The sequence below is a fragment of the Subtercola endophyticus genome (assembly GCF_021044565.1).
GTDB classification, from domain to species: Bacteria; Actinomycetota; Actinomycetes; order Actinomycetales; family Microbacteriaceae; genus Subtercola; species Subtercola endophyticus.
Genome location: NZ_CP087997.1, coordinates 3,336,609 through 3,357,142 on the forward strand (window position 1 = coordinate 3,336,609; position 20,534 = coordinate 3,357,142).

The window sequence follows — 20,534 nt, forward strand, 5'->3', positions numbered from 1 at the left end:
AGCGCGTCAGCGCGAAGCGCCGCTGAGCATCCACCGATCCCCGCGAGCCCGCAGCCCCAGCGTGAGCGCCCGCGCGCCCATGTAGCCGTACCCGAAGGCGGCCCAGAGCCAGACGAGCGCAGCGTCTCCGGGCGGGTGAAAGAGCACCACGAGAGCCAGCAGCGGCGCGTAACACGCGATGTTCACGAGACCGGTGAGCGCGAGGTACCGGGCGTCGCCGGCGCCGATGAGCACTCCGTCGAGCACGAACACGTACCCGGCGAGCGGGATGCCGACGGCCATGGTGAGCACCGTGACCGTGAGCGCGTGCTGCACCTCGGCGCTCGGCGAGAACACCGGCCCGAGCAGCGGCGCGATGAGCGCGAGCCCGGCGCCGAGCACGAACCCCGAACCCAGGCCCCACCGAATGAGCCGCCGCGTCACCAGCGCAACGCGCGGGGCATCGCCGGCACCGAGCCCGTGGCCGATCATCGCCTGCCCGGCGATGGCGAGAGCATCCAGTATGAATGCCAGGGTCGAGAACACGGTCAGCGCGATTTGAAAGGCCCCGAGCTGCGCCACGCCGAACGTCGCCGCTACCGCGACCGTCGCAAGCATCGCTGCCCGCAGACTCAGGGTCCGGATGAACAGCCACCCACCCGACGAGGCGGCCGAACTCACGCCGTCGAGCCCCGGCCGCAGCCGGGCACCGGATGCCCGTGCGGCCCGCACCGCAATGACGATGTAGACCGCCGCCATCGCCCACTGCGCCACCACGGTTCCGGCCGCAGAGCCTACGATGCCCCAGCCGAGCCCGTAGATGAACACCGCGTTGAGGCCGGCGTTCGCGGCGAATCCTGAGACGGCGACGACGAGTGGCGTGCGGGTGTTCTGCAGCCCGCGCAGCAGTCCGGTCGCCGCGATGACGAGCAGCATGGCGGGGATTCCGGCGAGCGAGATGTGCAGGTACGTGACGGCGTCGGCAGCGACGAGCGGATCGTTCGTGAAGAGGCCGACCACGCCGCCCGAGCCGAGCAACCCGAGCGCGACCACCACGATGCCGAGCCCGAGGGCGAGCCACATGCCGTCGATGCCGGCGCGGATGGCCCCGGTTCGATCGCCAGCCCCGAGCCGGCGCGCGACGGCCGGCGTGGTGGCGTAGGCGAGAAACACCAGCAGCCCGATGGCGGTCTGGATGATCGCACTCGCGATGCCGAGCGCCGCCAGCGGTACCTCGCCCAGGTGCCCCACGAGGGCAGTATCCGTCAGCAGAAACAGCGGCTCGGCGACGAGCGCGCCCAGCGCGGGCCCGGCCAGCCGCAGGATGTCCCGGTCGAGCTCCCGGCGCAAGCCCCGCGCGGCGCCGTGGCTTCGTGCTGGCGGCTTCTCGGGCATCCCTTCACCGTACCCCCGCCCCCTCGTGCCGGAACTCCCTCCTCGACTTTGCGAAAAGGCCCCCAAAAACCAGCGGATGGGGGCCTTTTCGCAAAGTCGATTGCGGGGAGGGCGAGGAAGAGGGGAGGGGGGCAGGAGGCACCCAGCCAGATGTCTGGAGGGCTGGGTAGGGTTGGGATATGACCAACTCGGGTATCGATACCGCAGATTTTGACTCCAACACCCGCGCGCAAGACGACCTGTTCCGGCACGTCAACGGAAAGTGGCTCGCCGAGACGCCCATCCCCGACGACAAGGCGCGCTGGGGCTCGTTCTACGAGCTGGCCGAGGCCGCCGAGAAGGCCGTGCAAGAGATCATCGTCGAGGCGCAAGACGCCCCAGAGGGCAGCGAAGAGCGCAAGTTCGGCGACCTCTATACGAGCTTCATGAACGAAGAGCGCATCGAAGAGCTCGGCACCACGCCCATCGACGGGCAGCTCGCGCTGGTTGACTCCATCGAAAGCGTCGAAGACCTGGTTCGTACCGTCGGCCGGCTCGAACGCCAGGGCGTCGGCGGGTTCTTCGGCACGTTCGTCGACAACGACCCGGGAAACCCCGAGCGCTACCTCGTCTTTCTGAACCAGGGCGGCATCTCGCTTCCCAACGAGAGCTACTACCGCGAAGACAAATTCGCCGAAATCCGTGTCGCCTACCTCGCACACGTGCAGCGGATGTTCGAACTCACCGGCGCAGGCGTTGGCGCCGAAGCGGGCGAGGGCAGCGCCCCGCTGCGAGCCCAGAACGTCTTCGACCTCGAGACCGCCATCGCCGCGCACCACTGGGACAACGTTCGCACCCGCGACGCCCAGGCCACCTACAACCTGCTCTCGTGGGCCGACCTGCTCGCCCTCTACGAAGGATCGAAGCCCGAAGGCGCCCCCGCCGGCGCCCTCACGCTCTGGCGCGACGCACTGGATGCCCCGGCCGGCGTCTTCGACGAGATCGTCGTTCGCGAGCCGAGCTTCATCGAGGGCCTGGCAGAGCTCGTCACCGAAGACCGCCTCGAGCAGTGGAAAGACTGGCTCTCGTGGAAGGTCATCCACGGCGCCGCGGCACTGCTGCCCGCCGCGTTCGTCGAGGAGAACTTCGACTTCTACGGCCGCACCCTCACCGGCACCCCCTCGATGCGCGACCGCTGGAAGCGCGGCGTCTCGCTCGTGGAGGGCGCCATGGGTGAGGCCGTGGGCCGCATCTACGTCGAACGCTACTTTCCGTCGACGGCGAAAGCTGCGATGGATGTTCTGGTGGCCAACCTCATCGAGGCCTACCGCCAGTCGATCACCGACCTGTCGTGGATGACACCCGAGACCCGCAAACGCGCCCTCGAGAAGCTCGACAAGTTCACGCCGAAGATCGGCTTCCCGGTGAAGTGGCGCGACTACTCGGCCCTTGCGCTCGACGCCGAGAGCCTGTTCGCGAACGTGCGCGCCACGAGCGAGTTCGAGTTTCAGCGCGAGCTCGGCAAGGTGGGCAAGCCACTCGACCGCGACGAGTGGTTCATGACGCCGCAGACCATCAACGCGTACTACAACCCCGGGTTCAACGAGATTGTGTTCCCCGCCGCGATTCTGCAGTACCCGTTCTTCGACGAGACACGAGATGCCGCGGCCAACTACGGCGCCATCGGCGCCGTGATCGGCCACGAGATCGGGCACGGGTTCGACGACCAGGGTTCGCGGTTCGACGGCGACGGGCGATTGACGGACTGGTGGACATCCGAAGACCGTGAAGCGTTCGAAAAGCTGACCGCTTCGCTCATCGAGCAGTACAACGCCCTCGCTCCCGCGCAGGTACCCGACCAGCACGTGAACGGTGCATTGACGATCGGTGAGAACATTGGCGATCTCGGGGGGCTTGGCATAGCGTGGAAGGCGTACTTGATCTCACTCGACGGCGAAGAGCCGCCGGTGATCGACGGTATGACCGGTGCCCAGCGGTTCTTCTTGTCGTGGGCGCAGGCCTGGCAGCAGAAGTCGCGCGATGAAGAGGTGATTCGCTTGCTGGCGATCGATCCGCACTCGCCGAACGAGTTTCGCTGCAACCAGATCGTGCGCAACATCGGCGAGTTCTACGAGGCCTTCGATGTTGTCGACAGCGACAAGCTCTGGCTGCCCGAAGACGAGCGCGTCACCATTTGGTGAACACCCCCATGCGAAAGAATCGGCGAAGTGATCGGCCTGACCTGCCCAGCGGCCGCAGGTCGGCGCAGACCCATGACACCGACACCTTTCGGCGGGGATTCGTCTCGCTGACGAAGCTCGCCCTGTCGGGTGTGCAGATCACGGCATCGGCCATCGACGTGTCGACCGAGAAGGTGCTGTTCTCCATCGACGACCACCTCTCGGTGCCCACGGCCGGGCTCGGAAAAGTGCTGCTGCTTATCGAGGTGGCGGCCCGGCTGACCCAGCGCGACCCCTCGGCGCACGGGCTCATGGAGCGCACCGTGGCCGACTCGGCCGCCGACATGGGGCTGTGGCAGCACCTGCAGGTTCCGACGCTGCCGATCGGCGACCTGGCGGTGCTAGTCGGGGCGACGAGCGACAATCTGGCGACCAACGTGCTGCTGCGGCGAATCGGGCTCGACGCTGTGCGGGCTCGCGGCGAGGCGCTCGGGCTGTCGCGAACGTTTCTGCTCGACACGGTGCGCGATTTTCGCGGGCCGGATGACGCACCGCACTTCTCCGTCGGTTCGGCCCGCGAGCTCGCGACCCTGTTCCGCAACCTGGCTGAGGGGCACGTTGTCGACGTCGCCACGAGTCAGCAGGTGCTCGCCTGGCTCGGGCTGGGATCCGACCTGTCGATGGTGTCGAGCGCGTTCGGGCTCGACCCTCTGTCGCACCTGCACTCGGACCACGGGCTGCTGCTCGTTAATAAGTCCGGGTCGGGCCCGGGCATCCGGTCGGAAGCGGGAGTGCTGCGCGGCCCGCGGGCGAGTGTCGCCTACGCCGTGACCATGCGTTTCAACGACGAGGAGCTGACGGGCCGGCTCGCGGTGCTCGACGGCATGCGCACGCTGGGCACCGACATTCTGGAGTACGTGTACTGATGCTCCGCGCGCCGCGCTCCCGTATCGCATCGCGGTGACGCAGCTCTTCAGCGTGCGTTAACCTCGCGTTCGCCGCGCCGCGACACAGTAGACGAAGCCTGTGAAGGCTCACATCGTCTACCGCTCCCCGAAGGGCCGAAACCACATGACACACACCTGGCGGCCGAAAACGGCCGTGCTCGCCTCGCTGGCTCTGGCCGTTCCGCTGCTCGCCGCGCTTTCACCCGTTGCCGCCACGTCTGCCACGGCGGCCACCCCGCTGCCTTCCCTCGTTGTGAACGAGGTCGACGCAAGCGGCGTTCCGCAAGACTGGATCGAGCTGAAGAACGTCGGCGCCGCTCCCGTCGACGCCTCGGGGCTCGTGCTCAAAGACAACAAAAACGATGACCGTTATGAGATTGCGGCCGGCACGATCATCCCGGCCGGTGGCTACGCGAGTTTCGACGTGGCGGACTCCTTCGGTCTCGGCAAGGGCGGCGACGCCGCGCGGCTCTACCTGAACGACGGCACCACCCTGGTCGACGGATTCACCTGGGCCTCGGATGCCGCGCCCGCGACCTGGGGCCGCTGCCCCGACGGCACCGGCGCCTTCGCCGTCACGAAGACGGGTACGAAGGGTGCCGCGAACGACTGCGCCACCACGACCCCGCCCCCGACTGACCCGACGACTCCGACAGTTCCGGATGCCCTGCAGTGGCCGGGCAGCGCCGATGTCAGCACAGCAAACGTGCAGAACTTCTTCGGCAGCAACATGAGCGGCCTGAGCTACGAACTCGGCGCGAACGGCAGCCCCGACACGCTCTGGGCCGTTCAGAATGGCGGCGGTGACGGAGACGTCTCGAAGCTCCCGGGTGGCCCGACCACGTCGGCCATGTACCGCCTGCAGAAGAGCGGCGACAACTGGGTTCCCGCCACCGACAACGGCTGGGGTCTCGGAAAGACGCTCCACTACACCGACGGCACCGGCAACGTCGACGCCGAGGGTGTGGTGCACACCGACGCCGGAACGTTCGTCTCATCCGAGCGCGACAACGCCAACAACAAGATCAGCCGGCCGGCAGTGCTGCGGTACGACACCTCGGCGGCCGGTACCTCGCTCACGGCAGCTGTCGAGTGGAACCTCGTATCAGACCTGCCTACCGTCGGAGCGAACCTGGGACTCGAGGGCATTGCGTACGTTCCCGATTCGTACCTCACCTCGAAGGGATTCGTCGATGAGAAGACGGGCGCGGTCTACAACCCCGCCACGTATGCGAACCACGGTGACGGCCTCTACTTCGTGGGGCTCGAAGGCACCGGATCGATCTACGCCTACGCGCTCGATCAGACCGACGGTTCGAAGTTCACGCGGGTCGCCACGATCGAAAGCGGATTCCCGTCGATTATGGAGGTGCAGTACGACCCCGAGAAGGCGGCAATCTGGGCGGTCTGCGACAACACCTGCGGCGGCCAGTTCGCTGTTCTCGATGTCGCGCAGACCGGATCCGACGCGGGTCACTTCGCCGTGACCACGGTGTACAACCGCCCGGCCGGCCTCGGTGACTTCAACAACGAGGGTTTCGTGACCGCGCCCCAGGCACTGTGCGTGAATGGCGTCAAGCCCGTCATCTGGGCCGACGACGATCAAGACGACGGCTACTCGTTGCGCGAGGGCACCATCGACTGCGTCGTCGCCGTCGTGACCGATCCGACGGATCCGACCACCACGCCGACGGCTCCTGCTGGTGCAGGCTCGACCGGATCGGGCTCGACCGGTGCGGCAACCGGCACGACCGGGGCCGCGCACTTGGCGAACACGGGCGCGCAGCCGGTGGTTCCGGCAGCGGTAGCACTGTTCGTGCTGCTGGCCGGCGCGGGTGCGCTGATCGTGCGGCGGCGGCGCGCTCGGGCCTGACGCCCGGGGCCTGCGCCGAAGCCGGCCGCCGCGGATAACTGAGGACATAGGGCCCGCCATCTCTATCTGTGGCGCGGTGGCGAGTATCTCCTCAATTATCCGCGGCCCTGCCGGCAGTTCAGTCGATGAGGCCGAGTTCTGCGAGGCGGCGCAGCGTCTCGACGCCGGCCGGCGGGCAGCGGAACGCATCGGCCGACGTGACCCAGTGCACGGCGTCGACCTCGGCAGAGGGCGTGGGGTCGTCGGGCGTGGTCGCTTCGAACAACGTCATCTCGACCATCCGCCCCTCCGGTTCGCCGTGGGCCTGCACGCGCACGGTGAACAGGCTCCGGATGCTCTGCTCATCAAGCACGACGGCGACCTCTTCGCGGCTTTCGCGCACCACTGCCTCGACCGGGGTCTCTCCCGTGTCGATCTTGCCGCCGGGAAGGAACAGCACGTCGCGCCCACGGGCCGTCACCATGAGCATCCGCCGCTCGCGGATGAGCACGAGGGCGGCGACGCGGATGGGCGGCAGTGCTGCGGCGCCGCCGGACGCGGGCGTGGTCATGCGCGCTGCGCTCGGCGGGCAGTCCATTCGTTGCGCAGAATCGCGAAGATGGCGGTGTCGGCGAAAGCGCCCTTGGTGAAGATGTCTTCGCGAAAGTGCGCCTCCTGGCGCATTCCGAGGCGTTTGGCCAGCGCGGCGGAGGCATCGTTGCGGGGGTCGAGGTCGGCGGTGACCCGGTGGGCGTCGAGTTCGGTGAAGGCGAAGTCGAGCATCCGTTCGGCGGCTTCGGTGGCGTAACCCCTGTGCTGAAAGTCGGGGTGGAAGGCCCAGCCGAGCTCGGCCTGTTTGTTCGCGACGCTGCGCAGAAACACGGTGAGGTCGCCGATGACGCGGCCGGGGGTAGTCTCGCCGGGGCCGGAGTTGGTGGCGCCGGCGGCGGTAGCGGTAGTGACGCTGCTGGTGGTGGCGCCGGCGGGGCCTCCCGCGATGCCCGTGTCGTCGGCGCGCAGGCTCGGTTCGCCGGGAAGAACCACGGCCAGCACGAGAATGTCGTTGTCGTGCTCGAGGCTCGTCATCGGCAGCCGGCGGGCCAGATGCTCGCGCGACTGTTCGCGGGTGCGCAGCTCCCAGAGCATGAACTCCACGACCTCGGGGAGGCTCTGATACGCGTACACGTCGTCGAGATCGGTCTCCGTGAAGGGCCGCAACACCAGCCGCTCGGTGTGAATCGGTTCGGTGACGGTGACCTTCGGCATGCTCTCAGTCTACGAAAACGTCGAGGCGCGGTACTTCGGCGCACGCGCGGTAGTTCGAAAGGGTGCGGTTGCGCCGAACGTGCGCGCATTCGAGGGCGCCCGGGCCGGGCCGATCGGCTAGGCGGTGGCTGAGTCGGCGCCCGGGTGCGCCGCGCGCTCGGCGGCGCCGAGCTGAGCCACGGGCGCGACCGGCGCCTCGGGGGTGACACCGAAGAGCGCGGTGAGTGCGGCGGTGAACGACTCGCCCTCGCCGGCACGCGCGAGTTCACGCGCGCGAACCGAAGGGGTGTGCAGCAGCACCCCGACGAGGTGCCGCAGCGCGGCCTCGGTCTCGGGGGTGTGGTCACCGCGATCGTGGGCGCGGGTGATCTCGGCGTCGAGCACGTCGAAGAAGTGCGAGCGCAGTGCGACGACGGAGGGCGTAACCGCGGCCTCCGTTCGGGCGGCGGTGAACTCGGCGGCGGCCTCGTCGACCATGGCCCGGGCGCTCTCGGTCGACGCGAATTCGTCGATGGGGGCGTGCAGGCTGATCGTCTCGAGGTCGAGCAGCTCGACGCCGGGCAGGTGCGCGACCGCGGCGTCGACGTTGCGGGGCATACCGAGGTCGATCACGAGGCGGCGCTGCAGGGCATCCGCTGCCCGGCCGGCGGCGACGAAGTGCGAGCTCGTCAGCACGACGGTGGGCGATTGGCTGGCGGTGACGATGATGTCGCTGTTCGCGATGGTCGAGACGAGTTCGTCGTCGAAGACCTGGGCGATGTCGTGGCGGGCGGCGAACGGCGCGATGCGGGCCGTGGGCGAGTAGACGGTCACGTCGGTGACGCCGCGCTCCTGCAGGGCGAGCAGGCTGACCCGTGCGTACTTTCCGGTGCCGACGAGAAGCACCCGGGCCTGCGCCCAATCGGTGACGCGACTTTCGGCCAGCTCGAGGGCGAGGCGAACGAGTGAACGGCCCGCTGCGCCGACACCCGTCTTCGTCTTGACGTCGCGCGAGGTGTGGGATGCCCGCTGAAAGAGCCGCTCGAGCGCCGACGATGTGGTGCCTTCGACGCGTGCGGTCTGCAGTGCGCGGCGTACCTGGCCGGCGATCTCGTCCTCGCCGACGACGACGGATTCGAGCCCGCTCGACACCGAGAACAGGTGCTCGGCGACGGCATCGCCCGACAACACAGTGACGGCGACGTCGACATCGGCCGGGTCGACATCGGAGGCGGCGCTCACGGCGTCGATGACCTCGCGGGCGGCAACCGCGCAGCCGGCGGTCAGCGGTTCGTCGACATCGAGGTAGGCCTCGAAGCGGTTACAGGTGGCCAGCAGCACGGCACCCTGGATGAAATCGCTGTTCTCAACAAGAGAAGGAGCGACAGACGGTGCGCCGATAGAGAGCTTCTCGAGAAGAGTGAAGCTCGCGTTGCGATGGCTCGCAGTCAGGCAGATCAGCACCAACTCATACTAATAGCGTTTGCGTGTTTATTTGACGTGATGTAGAACCACTCAGATTCGTGCGTGCAGAAAACTTTGACACACTGTATGGCGTGACTTCAGACACAGCACTCGCCCGCGACATCTCAGCGCTTCCCGAAGCGCATCCGTTGCAGAGCGGCCGAACATCCGCGAGCCCGCTCATCACCACCTACCAGGGGGTGCGCGGCGACGTGACCCCGGTGTGGTTCATGCGGCAGGCTGGGCGCTCGCTGCCCGAGTACCGCGAGTTGCGGGTGGGCACCGAGATGCTCGATGCCTGCCTGAATCCTGAGCTGGCCAGCGAGATCACGTTGCAGCCGGTGCGCCGGCACGGGGTAGATGCGGCCGTCTTCTTCAGCGACATCGTGGTGCCGATGAAGCTCGCCGGGGTCGATGTGAGCATCGTTCCGGGGCGCGGGCCGGTGCTCGGGCATCCGGTGCGAACGGCGGCGGATGTTCGTGCGCTGCCTCCTCTCGACGAAGCCGCCCTGGCGCCGATCTCCGAGGCGGTCGCGTTGACCGTCGCTGCCCTGGGTGACACGCCCCTCGTCGGTTTCGCGGGAGCCCCGTTCACCCTGGCTGCGTATCTCGTCGAGGGTGGTCCGTCGAAGGATCACCTCGCCGCCCGCACCCTCATGCACGCCGACCCCGCGGCCTGGGCGGAGCTCATGGAGTGGACCGCGACCATTACGGGCGCATTCTTGCGGGCGCAGATTCTCGCGGGTGCCAGCGCCGCGCAGCTGTTCGACTCGTGGGCGGGGGCGCTGTCGCTGGCGGATTACACGTCGAAGGTGGCGCCGGCATCTGCCGCTGCGCTGTCGAGTGTGCACGGGCTGACGTATACGGCGTCGGGATTCGGCGCGACGGGTTCTGCCGGCACGAGTGATCCGGCCGCGCGGGCTTCGGCACGCGCATCCGGAACCGCGGGCGGCCCCGGCGCGGGTGGCTCCGGCGCGAGCGGCCCCGGCGCGTCACCCGTGACTACACGTACCGTGCCCATCGTGCACTTCGGCGTCGGAACGGGCGAACTGCTGAAGGCGATGCACGAGGTCGGCGCCGACGTCGTGGGCGTCGATTACCGCATTCCGCTCGATGAGGCATCGCGCCGGCTCGGCGGCGACGTCGTGGTGCAGGGCAACATCGACCCCGCTCTGCTGGCAGCTCCGTGGCCGGTGCTCGAGGCGCACGTTCGCGACGTGCTCGAGCGCGGAAAAGCGGCCCCGGCGCACGTGCTGAACCTCGGCCACGGTGTTCCTCCCGAGACCGACCCCGCTGTGCTCACCCGCCTTGTCGAGTTCGTACACTCCTCTCCCCTCACCTGACTCATGCCCGCTCGCACCCCTCGCTCTTTCGTTCGCGCGTCGAATTTGGCTGTAATGGCGGGCGCTTTCCGTACATTTTCGACGCGCGAAGCGGGTTCGGGAGCCGGCCCGGGAGCAGGTCCCGGAGCAGGAGCAGGAGCAGGAGCACGAGCGTGAGCGTGGGTGGCACTGTGCGCAAGAGCGTGGTGGTGGTCGGCGCGGGAGTCGGCGGGCTGGTGGCAGCGCGGGAGCTGGCGCGCAGCGGGTTCGCCGTGACGGTCATCGACGGGGCGGCGACCGCGGGAGGGTGCGTGGCGACACATTCCGTTGCGGGCATACGTCTCGATAGTGGAGCCGAGAGCTTCGCGACACGGGGCGGCACAGTGGCCGACTACCTCGCCGAACTGGGGCTCGGCGACCGTCTCGTGACGCCGAACATCCGCGGTGCCTGGCTGCAGCTGCAGGGCAAGGCCGCTCCGCTGCCGAAGAACACGCTGCTGGGCATCCCAGGCGTTCCGCTGGCGACGGATGTTCGGGTGATTCTGGGCTGGTCGGGCGCGATCCGCGCCCAGCTCGACCGCGTGCTGCCCTTTGTGCGCGTTCGTAAAGAGGCAGACCTCGGCGACCTCGTGCGCCGCCGCATGGGCCGGAAGGTGCTCGACCGCCTGGTCGCGCCGGTCGTCTCTGGCGTGCACTCCGCCCACCCCGACCTGGTGGATGTTCAGGCTGTCGCCCCCGGACTCACCACCGCCATGACGAATCAGGGCTCGCTTTCGGGTGCGGTGATGTCGCTGCTGGCGCGCCGCGGCCAGGCCCCCGCCGACGCCGCCGATCCTGCCGGGGGCGGCCGCCCGGCGCCCGGCTCCGCGGTCGGCGGCATCGACGGCGGAATGTATGGGCTCGTCGAAGCCCTCGTCGCGGACTGCGAGCGCCTGGGCGTCAACCTCCAGCTGGGCGTGGGCGTCGAAAGTGTGCGGCGGGTCGAACTCGCTCGTCCGCGTGCCGCAGAGCAGAGCGCGTCGCCCGAAGAGGCGGCTGCCGCCGGCTCTGCCGCTGACGCTGATACTGGCGCCGCCGAATGGATGACCGTACTCACCGACGGCAGCGTGCTCGGTTCGCACGGGGTGATGATCGCGGCCGGCTTCCGTTCCGCCCTCGACCTGCTGCGAACGATCGCCGATGCCGGGACGAAGCCCTCCGTCGAGGCTCGCCTGAGCGGCGAGGCCCCGCTCGACACGGATCGCGCTGATCTCGCAGCCGTCACCCGCACCGAGCGGTGGCCGGGCTCGAGCGCGGTGACCCTCGCCACGATCGTGCTCGACTCCCCCGAACTCGACGCGGCGCCCCGCGGAACCGGCGTTCTCGTGGCCGAAGACGTGACGAACGTGGCGGCCAAGGCGCTGACGCACGCCACCGCGAAGTGGCCGTGGCTCGCGCGAAACGCGCAGGCCGAGCATCCGCACCGCCACGTGCTGCGCCTCTCGTACGGTCGCGGCGGTCAGCCGGCTCCGCCCGTCAGTCTCGCCCAGGCCCTCGCCGACGCGAGCACACTGCTCGGCATTCCGCTCGGCGATGGCCAGGTGCGCGGCTTCGCCCTCACCGACTGGCGAGACTCGCTTGCGTTCGCGACGGCCGGCCACCGCGCGCGGGTCGACGGGCTGGTCGAGGCGGTGCACGGGCATCCGGGGCTCGAGGTCTGCGGAGCCTGGATTTCGGGAACCGGGCTGGCCTATGTCATCGATGGAGCACGCGTCAAGGCCCGGGAGCTCTCGCACCGGTTGACCAGCTCATAGGGCTACGATTTATCTGGAGAGTTGGCGTAACCCCTGCGGTCACGCCCTCTCGAAAGCGTCACAACGAGCGACTCAACGACTGATTGGAGTAATCATGCGCGGAAAGCTGCTTTTCGTGGTCGGCCTGGGTGCGGGCTACGTTCTCGGAACACGAGCCGGCCGCCAGCGGTACGAGCAGATCAAAGCCGGTGCCGACAAGGTCTGGTCGTCGCAGCCCGTTCAGGCCGGTGTGGGCCAGGTGCAGGGTTTTGCCAACCAGCAGGTCGACAAACTCTCGGGCAAGCTCGCCGATCAGATTCGCAAGGTGCTCGGGCAGCTGCTGGGTCTCGACAAGGGCAGCGTCGAGGTGACCGTGGTCGCCAAGCGCCCGGCGCGCCCGACCAACGGCGGGGCCGCGACGACGAATGGCAGCGCCGTGGTGACCGGTGTCGACGGTGACGCCGCGCACACTCCCCCGGTTTCGACCACGGTCGCCGAGTAATCGGCAGCGACATGGCTGACACGCGCAGTACGGATTCGGCCGCACCGGGCCAGCCGAGCACCGGGGGCGACACGCGTCGTACCCGGCCTCATACGAACAATCCGAAGACCAAGCAGTCGCTGGCCGAACTGGTCACCGCGCTGCCCGGACTAGTGACGGCTCTTGTCAAAGACGAGATCGCGCTGCTCAAGGCCGAGGTCATCAGCCGGCTCACCAAACTCGGCGTCGGCGCGGGTCTCATCGTGGCCGCGCTGTTTTTGCTGTTCTTCGTGTTCGCGGTACTGGTTGCAGCCGCCGTTCTCGGCATCGCCACTGCACTGCCGGCCTGGCTGGCCGCCCTCATCGTGGCCGCCGGGCTCTTCGTCATCGCGGCGATTCTGATTCTCGTGGGTGTGCTCTCGATCAAACGCGGCATCCCCCCGGTGCCCGAAGAGTCGATCACGAGCCTCAAGAAAGACCTGAACGCCGTCAAGGGACTGGGTGAGACGCATGAGTGACCACGAAGCACCACTCGACGCACCCCTCGGAGCAGCGTCGAAAGCCGCGGCCGCAGGGCTGAAGAAGAACCAGCCGCCCGCTCCCGAGAAGCCCGCCGACACGCGCACACGCGACCAGATCAAGCTCGACGTGGTGAAGAACCGCAAAGACCTCTCTGACACGCTCGACGCCATCGAGTTCAAGCTGAACGTGCCCAAGCAGGCTCGCTTCGCAGCAACACGAGTCACCGAGAAGTTCGAAGAGCTCAAGCGGGAGAATCCCGCTGTTCTCGTCGCCGGGGCTGCCGCTGCGGCGGCGGTATTGGGCGGCGTTGTATGGCTGGGCATCCGCGCCGTTCGGCGCTGAGCGCCTGACAACGGCCGGCAGGCGTGCCTCTCGGCCAAGAAAGAAGAACATGACAGACCCGACACCCGATCGGGCGCAGAGCCCCGCCGACTCGAACGATTCTGCCGGCGCAGTCGCTGACGGCGCTGCACTGCAGCCGTCGTCGATCGCCTCGACCAGCGAACCCCTCGGCGACACCGTCACCGCCTACACGCTCTGGGCCGTCTTTCGCCGCAACCCCGGTTCGACACAGTTCTTCGACGGGTACGACGTTCCGTCGATCGTCGAAGAGCTCGACGGTGCCGTGCTGAGCATCGAGAGCGAAGAGGTCACTCTGCGCGGCTGGTATGACGTGTCGGGCCTGCGCAGCGACGCCGACCTCATGGTGTGGATTCACGGCGAGACGCCAGAGACCCTGCAGTGGGCGCTGCGCCAGCTGCGCCGCACGGCATTGCTGAAGGGTCTGCTGCCGGTGTGGAACGCCATGGGCGTGCACCGCGACGCCGAGTTCAACAAACGCCACATGCCCTCGTTCATGCTCGGCAAGCCCCCGCAGAGCTGGGTCACGGTGTACCCGTTCGTGCGTTCGTACGAGTGGTACCTGCTGCCCGAGGCCGAGCGCAGCCAGATGCTGCGCGACCACGGCATGAAGGGCGCCGCGTTTCGCACCACGCTCGCCAACACCGTCGCCAGCTTCGCGCTGGGCGACTACGAGTGGATTCTCGCGCTCGAAGACGACGATCTGCTGAACCTGGTCGACATGATGCGTGATCTTCGCCAGACGGATGCTCGGCGGCACGTGCGCGAAGAAGTGCCCTTCTTCACCGGCCGCCGCATCGGCACCGCCGAAATCGTCGAGGTGTTGCAGTGAGTGATCTGCCCGGCGTGGCCGACACCGGAATCACTGCCGCGCCCGCTTTCGCTACGGCGCAGACCCCGGCTGAGGCCGTCGAGGCCGCCGGTACCGCCGCCGTCGTTCGCGGCGCCACTGCTGCAGCCGCATCGGGCCCCGAGCACGTCGAGGTTCCGACGGCCTACGACGCGATTCTGCTCGCCTCGTTCGGCGGCCCCGAGGGCCAAGACGACGTCATTCCCTTCTTGCGCAACGTCACGCGTGGCCGCGGAATCCCCGACGAGCGTCTCGAAGAGGTCGCCCATCACTACCGCGCGTTCGGCGGCATCAGCCCCATCAACGAGCAGAACCGCGAGCTGAAGGCCGCGCTCGAGGCCGAGCTCGCCTCGCGCGGCATCGACCTGCCGGTGCTCTGGGGCAATCGCAACTGGGCACCCTACCTGCCGGCTGCGCTGACTGAGGCGCACGAACGCGGCTTCACGAAGCTCATCGCCATCGGCACCAGCGCTTACAGCTCGTACTCGAGCTGCCGACAGTACCGCGAAGACTACGCCAAGGCTCTCGACGAGACCGGGCTGAACGGGGTGCTGCAGATCGACAAGGTGCGGCAGTTCTTCGATCACCCGGGGTTCGTCTCGCCGTTCATCGACGGGGTTGCTGCGGCGTTCGACGAGATCGAACAGGCCGTGCCCGGCATCGACCTGGCCACCGAGGTCGAGGTGCTGTTCTCGACGCACTCGATTCCGATGGCCGATGCCGAACGGTCGGGGCCGCGCGAGCGCGGGTTCGGCGAGGGCGGGGCCTACGAGGCTCAGCACCGGGCGGTTGCCGAGGTGGTGATGGCTGCGGTGGGCGCCGGGCGGGCATCCAGCCGCCCGGCATCGGCCGAAGGCGCTGCGGTGCGCGACGCCGACGTGGCCACCGCGGAGAGCGGACTGCCGCAGTGGCAGCTGGTGTTCCAGTCGCGCAGCGGGCCGCCTACGCAGCCGTGGCTCGAGCCCGACGTGAACGACGTGATCGCCGGCTTGCCGGCACGGGGCATCCGTGCCGTGGTGATCGTGCCGCTCGGTTTTGTGAGCGACCACATGGAGGTGAAATGGGATCTCGACCGGGAAGCCACCGACACTGCCGCAGATAACGATTTGTACAGTGTTCGGGTACCGACGCCCGGAGTGCATCGCGAGTACGTCAGCGGCCTGATTGACTTGGTTCTCGAACGAGTGAACGGCGTGCCCACCGCCGAACGCCCCGCTCTCACGGCCCTCGGTCCGTGGTACGACGTCTGCCGCTCGGGCTGCTGCGAGAACGTTCGCCTCGGCTTCAAACCGGCCCTCGCGGGGTTGACCCCGTAAGCTCTACAGATTTGCACCCCAACCGAATCGCTCGAAAGTCATGACCCGAACCTTACGAATCGCCACCCGGGGCAGTGCCCTCGCTCTTGCCCAGACCGGCATGATCGCGGCAGAGCTGACCCGGCTTACCGGTGTCGAGGTGCAGATCACAGTGGTGACGACCGAGGGTGATACCTCACGGGCATCCCTCGCCAGCATCGGCGGCACCGGAGTGTTCGCCAGCGCGCTTCGCGCCGCCCTCGTCGCGGGCGAAGCCGACCTGGTGGTGCACTCGCTGAAAGACCTGCCGACCGCGCCGTACCCGGGGTTGCGGCTCGCCGCGGTTCCGTCTCGTGAAGACCCGCGTGACGCGCTCATCTCGCAAGGCGGCCTGACTCTCGACGAGCTGCCGAAGGGCTGCCGCATCGGAACGGGTTCACCCCGCCGGGTCGCTCAGCTATTGAGTCTGCGACCGGATGCCACGGTTGTGGACATTAGAGGTAATGTCGACACCAGGCTGGCAAAGGTGTCGAGCGGGGAACTTGATGCCGTGGTGCTTGCTGCCGCTGGTCTCACCAGACTGGGCAGGCTCGACGCTGTCACCGAGTTCTTCGATCTTGCACTGTGGCCGACCGCACCGGGCCAGGGCGCACTGGCACTTGAAGCGCGCGAGGAGGACAGCATTCCCGAGTTGGTCATGATCGACGATGCAGACACGCGTCTCTCGATAACCGCCGAGCGCGCCGTTCTCGCCGCGCTCGAAGCCGGATGCACGGCTCCCATCGGGGCGAACGCCACCGTGACGCGCCCCGCCTTCTCTTCTTCTGCGTTCGAGCTCACTCTGACGGCTGCGGTGTACAGCGCCGACGGCGAAGAGGAGCTCGGCAGCAGCCAGTCGGTTCGGCTCGGCGGAGCGCTCGCCGAGGCGGTGGCCGGCGCCGGGCTCGCCGACCCGAGCGCGGCCTTCGCTGCGCAGGTCGAAGCGGCAGAAGCGCTCGGTCGCGCGGTCGCCGCACAATTGCTCGATGACGGCGCCGCAGAGCTCGCCGAGTTGGGGGCGCGCTGATGTCGATCTCGACGAACACGTCACCCACACCGAAACCGCTGCAGGGCTGGCGCGTGCTCGTGCCGCGCGGTGGGCCCTGGGGGCACGGTGTCGCGAGCGATCTGCGCCGATTCGGGGCGACCCCGATCGTGGCTCCGCTCATCAACTTCGCGCCGACCGACGACGCTCCGGCGCTCGAGAATGCTCTGCAGCGACTGGCTGCGGGCGATTTCGACTGGCTCACGGTGACGAGTGCCACCACTGTCGATGTGCTTTCGGCACACCGGGCAGAGGTTCCGGCATCCACTCGCATCGCCGCCGTCGGCGAGACGACCGCGGCCGCCTTGACGGTAGCCGGCTACAAGGTCGACCTGGTTCCGCTCGAAGACAACTCGGCGAAGGGGCTGCTCTCAGAGATGAAGCAGTTCGAAGAGGCCGGGGCGTCGCTTCGTATTCTCACGTTGCGCAGCGAACTGGCGAAGCCGGTGCTGACGAACGGGCTCATCAAGCGCGGGCACTCCGTGGAGTCGGTGATCGCGTATCGCACCATCGGTGTGCCGGTCGACCCGAACATTCGCGAAGAGATCGCGGCGGGGTTCATCCGGGCGATTCTGGTCACGTCGGGTTCGGTCGCCGAACAGGTACAACTGCAGCTCGGGCCGATTCCCGAAGGCACTATCGTCGCGTGCATCGGGCCGGTGACGGCTCAGGATGCCCGTGCCTACGGCCTGCGCGTCGACGTCATCGCCGAGGAACGCACCGCCGAGTCGCTCATCGCGTCTGTCATCCAGGCGGCGCTGCAGTCGCGCTGACGCGCTGATCCGCTGATCCGCAAGCCTTCTTCCTCCTCTCGCCCCGCGCCGTCTTCGTAGCTCGATTGAGCTGGCGGCGGAGGCGCGGACGGAGAGTTCAGCGGGGGCGCGTAGGGTTTAACGCATGAGTTCTCTTGGTTCCGGGCGCGGTGGGTTCGATGGCGGGCGGAGCTGGAACTCCAGCGTGCGGCCGCGGCGGCTGCGGGCGACTCCGGCGATGCGGCGACTCGTTGCCGAGACACGGTTGAACCCCGCCGAGCTGGTGCTGCCCCTTTTTGTTCGGCAGGGCGACGAGCCGCGTGCGCTCAGCTCGATGCCGGGCATCCTGCAGCACACCACCGAGAGCGTGCGGGCTGCCGTGAATGAGGCTGCCGATCTGGGGCTCGGCGGCGTGATGCTGTTCGGGGTTCCCGACGAGAAAGACGCTATCGGATCAGGCGCGACCGACCCCGACGGCATCTTGAACGAGGCCACCCGGGTGGTCGTCGCCGAGGTGGGCGACGCGCTCGTGGTGCAGACCGACCTCTGCCTCGACGAATTCACCGACCACGGGCACTGTGGTGTGCTCGACGCCGAGGGGCGCGTCGACAACGATGCCACCCTGCTGCGCTACCGCGACATGGCGCTCGCGCAGGCCGAAGCCGGCTCGGAGCTGCTGGGGCTCTCGGGCATGATGGACGGCCAGGTGGCCGCCGTGCGCGATGCGCTCGACTCCGAGGGCTTCACCAATACCGCGATTCTCGCCTACTCGGCCAAGTACGCCTCGGCGTTCTACGGGCCTTTTCGCGAAGCGGTCGGCTCATCGCTGCGCGGCGACCGCAAGTCATACCAGCAAGACCCGGCCAACCGGCGCGAGGGTCTCTACGAGACTCAGCTCGACCTCGAGCAGGGCGCCGACATCGTGATGGTGAAGCCCGCGATGAGCTACCTCGACGTACTGGCCGACGTGGCGGCGATGTCGCCCGTTCCCGTGTGGGCCTACCAGGTGTCGGGCGAGTACGCGATGATCGAAGCCGCGGCAGCGAACGGCTGGATCGATCGGGAGCGCGCCGTCTTCGAGTCGGTCACGAGCATCCGCCGCGCCGGGGCCGACGTGGTGCTGACGTACTTCGCGCCCGAGATCGCTCGCGCGCTGCGCGAACCGCTGGCGTGATGGTGTCGGAAAGGAATTGAACGTGTCTGAGTCCGATGTGTTGTTCGCCAGAGCGAACGTTTCGATACCGGGCGGCGTCAACTCGCCCGTGCGGGCCTTTCGTTCGGTGGGCGGAACACCGCGGTTCATGGTGTCGGCCCGTGGCGCGTACATCACCGACGCCGATGGGGTCGAATACGTCGACCTGGTGAACTCGTGGGGGCCGGCGATTCTCGGCCACGCGCATCCGGAGGTCGTTGCTGCGGTTCAGGATGCCGCAGCGCGAGGCCTCTCGTTCGGCGCCTCGACTCCCGCTGAGACCGAGCTCGCTGAAGCCGTTCGGGCCCGCATGTCGGTGGCTGGTCTCGCCCCCGTGGAGAAGGTTCGACTGGTGTCGACCGGTACCGAAGCAACGATGACGGCCATCCGTCTGGCACGAGGATTCACCGGCCGCGACCTGCTCGTCAAGTTCGCCGGGCACTATCACGGGCATTCGGATTCGCTGCTCGCCGAGGCGGGATCGGGCCTGGCCACGCTCGCGATGCCCGCGTCGGCCGGGGTCACCGCGGCGACGGCCGCCCAGACGCTGGTGCTGCCGTACAACGATCTCGATGCCGTGCGCGAGGTGTTCGCCGCGCATCCGGGTCGTATCGCAGCCGTTATCACCGAGGCTGCGGCCGCGAACATGGGCGTGGTCGCGCCCGACGCCGCCTTCAATGCGACGCTCGCGGACATCGTGCACGAGAACGGTGCGCTGCTCATTCTCGACGAGGTGCTCACCGGGTTCCGGGTGGGGCCGGCGGGGTGGTGGGGGCTCGAGGTGACGGGCCGGTCGCTCGGTGCGTCGGTGTCGTCTGGTGGCGGGACGGATGCCCGGCGTGCAGCCGCGAGCGCGAGCGGAGCGTCGACTCCCTCGGCCGGCGCAAACGCGCGCGACCTGGGCGGCGAGCTGCCCTACAGCCCCGACCTGTTCACATTCGGAAAGGTCATCGGCGGCGGCATGCCACTTGCCGCGCTCGGTGGCCGGGCCGACGTGATGGACTACCTTGCTCCGGTCGGTCCGGTGTACCAGGCAGGCACGCTCTCGGGTAACCCGGTGGCCGTCGCCGCGGGGCTCGCCACCCTGCGCCTGGCCGATGAGGCTGTTTATGCGAAGCTCGACAGTGCGGCATCCACTGTCTCGAACGCCGTGTCGGAGGCGTTGACCGCCGAGGGCGTGGCGCACTCGGTGCAGCGCGCCGGCAATTTGTTCAGCTTCGCGTTCGGCGAGTTCGCGGGCGGGGCGGGGCCCCGCACGTACGCTCAGGTGCAGGGCCAGGAGTCGTTCCGCTACGCGCCGTTCTTTCACCACATGCTCGACGCGGGCGTCTCGCTTCCGCCCTCGGTCTTCGAGGCGTGGTTCGTGTCGGCGGCACTCGACGATTCGGCCATCGATCGTATCGTCTCGGCGCTTCCGGGCGCGGCTCGTTCCGCTCGCGAGGTTTCCCAGGCAGGATAGGGGCATGGCAGTTCTGTTCGTGCACCCCGATCGTTTAGAGATCAGGCTGACGCGAGCCGAAAAGCTCATGTCGCTCAGGCGCAGCGATATCGAGGTACCGCTGGAGAGCATCCGGTCGGCCGCGCTGACCGACGACCCGTGGGTGTGGGTGCGCGGAATCCGGGCGCCGGGCACCGCGATTCCGCTCACGCTGGCCGTCGGGTCGTGGAAGTACCACGACGGCAAAGACTTTCTGCTCATCAAAGGCACGCGAACGTCGGTGGTGATCGACCTCGAGAACGCGGAGTTCTCGCGCATCATCGTCACCACGAAGCATTCGCTGACGCTGCTGCGGGCCCTGCGCCTGCCACCGTTGGAGTCGGCGGGAGCGACGCAGATCGTCGCCGACTGACGCTCAGGCGGCT

General features: G+C 68.1%; 19 protein-coding genes. 15 read left to right on the forward strand and 4 right to left on the reverse strand.

The window, feature by feature from the left end:
• Positions 1–6: 6 nt before the first annotated feature.
• Positions 7–1,374, reverse strand: coding sequence for an MATE family efflux transporter (locus LQ955_RS15545; protein ID WP_231025398.1), 1,368 nt, complete (start codon positions 1,372–1,374; stop codon positions 7–9).
• A gap of 179 nt (positions 1,375–1,553) precedes the next feature.
• On the opposite strand from LQ955_RS15545, the gene LQ955_RS15550 reads away from it, so the two are divergent.
• The 3 genes from LQ955_RS15550 to LQ955_RS15560 all read left to right on the forward strand — a co-directional run bounded on the left by LQ955_RS15550 (position 1,554) and on the right by LQ955_RS15560 (position 6,353).
• On the forward strand, positions 1,554–3,554 hold the full coding sequence (locus tag LQ955_RS15550) for a M13 family metallopeptidase (RefSeq protein WP_231025399.1): 2,001 nt from the start codon (positions 1,554–1,556) through the stop codon (positions 3,552–3,554).
• 8 nt (positions 3,555–3,562) lie between these two features.
• A complete protein-coding gene (locus LQ955_RS15555; protein ID WP_231025400.1) occupies positions 3,563–4,459 on the forward strand; it encodes a serine hydrolase in 897 nt (298 codons plus the stop codon).
• A 100-nt stretch (positions 4,460–4,559) separates the two neighbouring features.
• Positions 4,560–6,353, forward strand: a complete 1,794-nt coding sequence (locus LQ955_RS15560) for a lamin tail domain-containing protein (protein ID WP_231025401.1) — start codon at positions 4,560–4,562, stop codon at positions 6,351–6,353.
• A 118-nt stretch (positions 6,354–6,471) separates the two neighbouring features.
• Here LQ955_RS15560 and LQ955_RS15565 read toward each other — a convergent pair whose 3' ends face one another.
• The 3 genes from LQ955_RS15565 to LQ955_RS15575 form a co-directional block, all read right to left on the reverse strand.
• On the reverse strand, positions 6,472–6,903 hold the full coding sequence (locus LQ955_RS15565) for an NUDIX hydrolase (RefSeq protein WP_231025402.1): 432 nt from the start codon (positions 6,901–6,903) through the stop codon (positions 6,472–6,474).
• Complete coding sequence (locus LQ955_RS15570; RefSeq protein ID WP_231025403.1) at positions 6,900–7,598, reverse strand: GNAT family N-acetyltransferase; 699 nt, start codon at positions 7,596–7,598, stop codon at positions 6,900–6,902. The genes LQ955_RS15565 and LQ955_RS15570 overlap by 4 nt, the downstream gene beginning before the upstream one ends.
• 117 nt (positions 7,599–7,715) lie before the next feature.
• Positions 7,716–9,041, reverse strand: coding sequence for a glutamyl-tRNA reductase (locus tag LQ955_RS15575; RefSeq protein WP_231025404.1), 1,326 nt, complete (start codon positions 9,039–9,041; stop codon positions 7,716–7,718).
• A 92-nt stretch (positions 9,042–9,133) separates the two neighbouring features.
• Here LQ955_RS15575 and LQ955_RS15580 point away from each other — a divergent pair, with 92 nt between their 5' ends.
• The 12 genes from LQ955_RS15580 to LQ955_RS15635 all read left to right on the forward strand — a co-directional run bounded on the left by LQ955_RS15580 (position 9,134) and on the right by LQ955_RS15635 (position 20,521).
• Positions 9,134–10,384: a uroporphyrinogen decarboxylase gene (locus LQ955_RS15580; protein WP_390623390.1), complete on the forward strand. Its 1,251-nt coding sequence runs from the start codon at positions 9,134–9,136 to the stop codon at positions 10,382–10,384.
• A gap of 152 nt (positions 10,385–10,536) precedes the next feature.
• Positions 10,537–12,156 (forward strand): protoporphyrinogen/coproporphyrinogen oxidase, encoded by a 1,620-nt coding sequence (locus LQ955_RS15585; RefSeq protein WP_231025405.1) that lies wholly within the window; start codon positions 10,537–10,539, stop codon positions 12,154–12,156.
• 94 nt (positions 12,157–12,250) lie between these two features.
• Positions 12,251–12,637, forward strand: coding sequence for a hypothetical protein (locus LQ955_RS15590; protein ID WP_231025406.1), 387 nt, complete (start codon positions 12,251–12,253; stop codon positions 12,635–12,637).
• Between the two features lie 11 nt (positions 12,638–12,648).
• Positions 12,649–13,134 (forward strand): phage holin family protein, encoded by a 486-nt coding sequence (locus LQ955_RS15595; protein WP_231025407.1) that lies wholly within the window; start codon positions 12,649–12,651, stop codon positions 13,132–13,134.
• On the forward strand, positions 13,127–13,480 hold the full coding sequence (locus LQ955_RS15600; protein WP_231025408.1) for a DUF3618 domain-containing protein: 354 nt from the start codon (positions 13,127–13,129) through the stop codon (positions 13,478–13,480). The genes LQ955_RS15595 and LQ955_RS15600 overlap by 8 nt, the downstream gene beginning before the upstream one ends.
• 49 nt (positions 13,481–13,529) lie before the next feature.
• The gene (gene hemQ / locus LQ955_RS15605; protein WP_231025409.1) at positions 13,530–14,330 is read left to right on the forward strand and encodes a hydrogen peroxide-dependent heme synthase; all 801 of its coding nucleotides are present in this window, start codon (positions 13,530–13,532) and stop codon (positions 14,328–14,330) included.
• 29 nt (positions 14,331–14,359) lie between these two features.
• Positions 14,360–15,664 carry a ferrochelatase gene (locus tag LQ955_RS15610; RefSeq protein WP_390623494.1) on the forward strand — a complete coding sequence of 435 codons (1,305 nt, stop codon included), beginning with the start codon at positions 14,360–14,362 and terminating at the stop codon, positions 15,662–15,664.
• Positions 15,665–15,704: 40 nt separating this feature from the next.
• Complete coding sequence (gene hemC / locus LQ955_RS15615; protein WP_231025410.1) at positions 15,705–16,709, forward strand: hydroxymethylbilane synthase; 1,005 nt, start codon at positions 15,705–15,707, stop codon at positions 16,707–16,709.
• Positions 16,709–17,500 (forward strand): uroporphyrinogen-III synthase, encoded by a 792-nt coding sequence (locus LQ955_RS15620; RefSeq protein WP_231025411.1) that lies wholly within the window; start codon positions 16,709–16,711, stop codon positions 17,498–17,500. Before hemC ends, LQ955_RS15620 begins: the two co-directional genes overlap by 1 nt.
• A 124-nt stretch (positions 17,501–17,624) precedes the next feature.
• A complete protein-coding gene (gene hemB / locus LQ955_RS15625; RefSeq protein ID WP_255713621.1) occupies positions 17,625–18,653 on the forward strand; it encodes a porphobilinogen synthase in 1,029 nt (342 codons plus the stop codon).
• A gap of 22 nt (positions 18,654–18,675) precedes the next feature.
• Positions 18,676–20,130, forward strand: a complete 1,455-nt coding sequence (gene hemL / locus LQ955_RS15630; RefSeq protein ID WP_231025412.1) for a glutamate-1-semialdehyde 2,1-aminomutase — start codon at positions 18,676–18,678, stop codon at positions 20,128–20,130.
• A 4-nt stretch (positions 20,131–20,134) separates the two neighbouring features.
• A complete protein-coding gene (locus LQ955_RS15635) occupies positions 20,135–20,521 on the forward strand; it encodes a hypothetical protein (RefSeq protein ID WP_231025413.1) in 387 nt (128 codons plus the stop codon).
• Positions 20,522–20,534 lie beyond the last annotated feature (13 nt).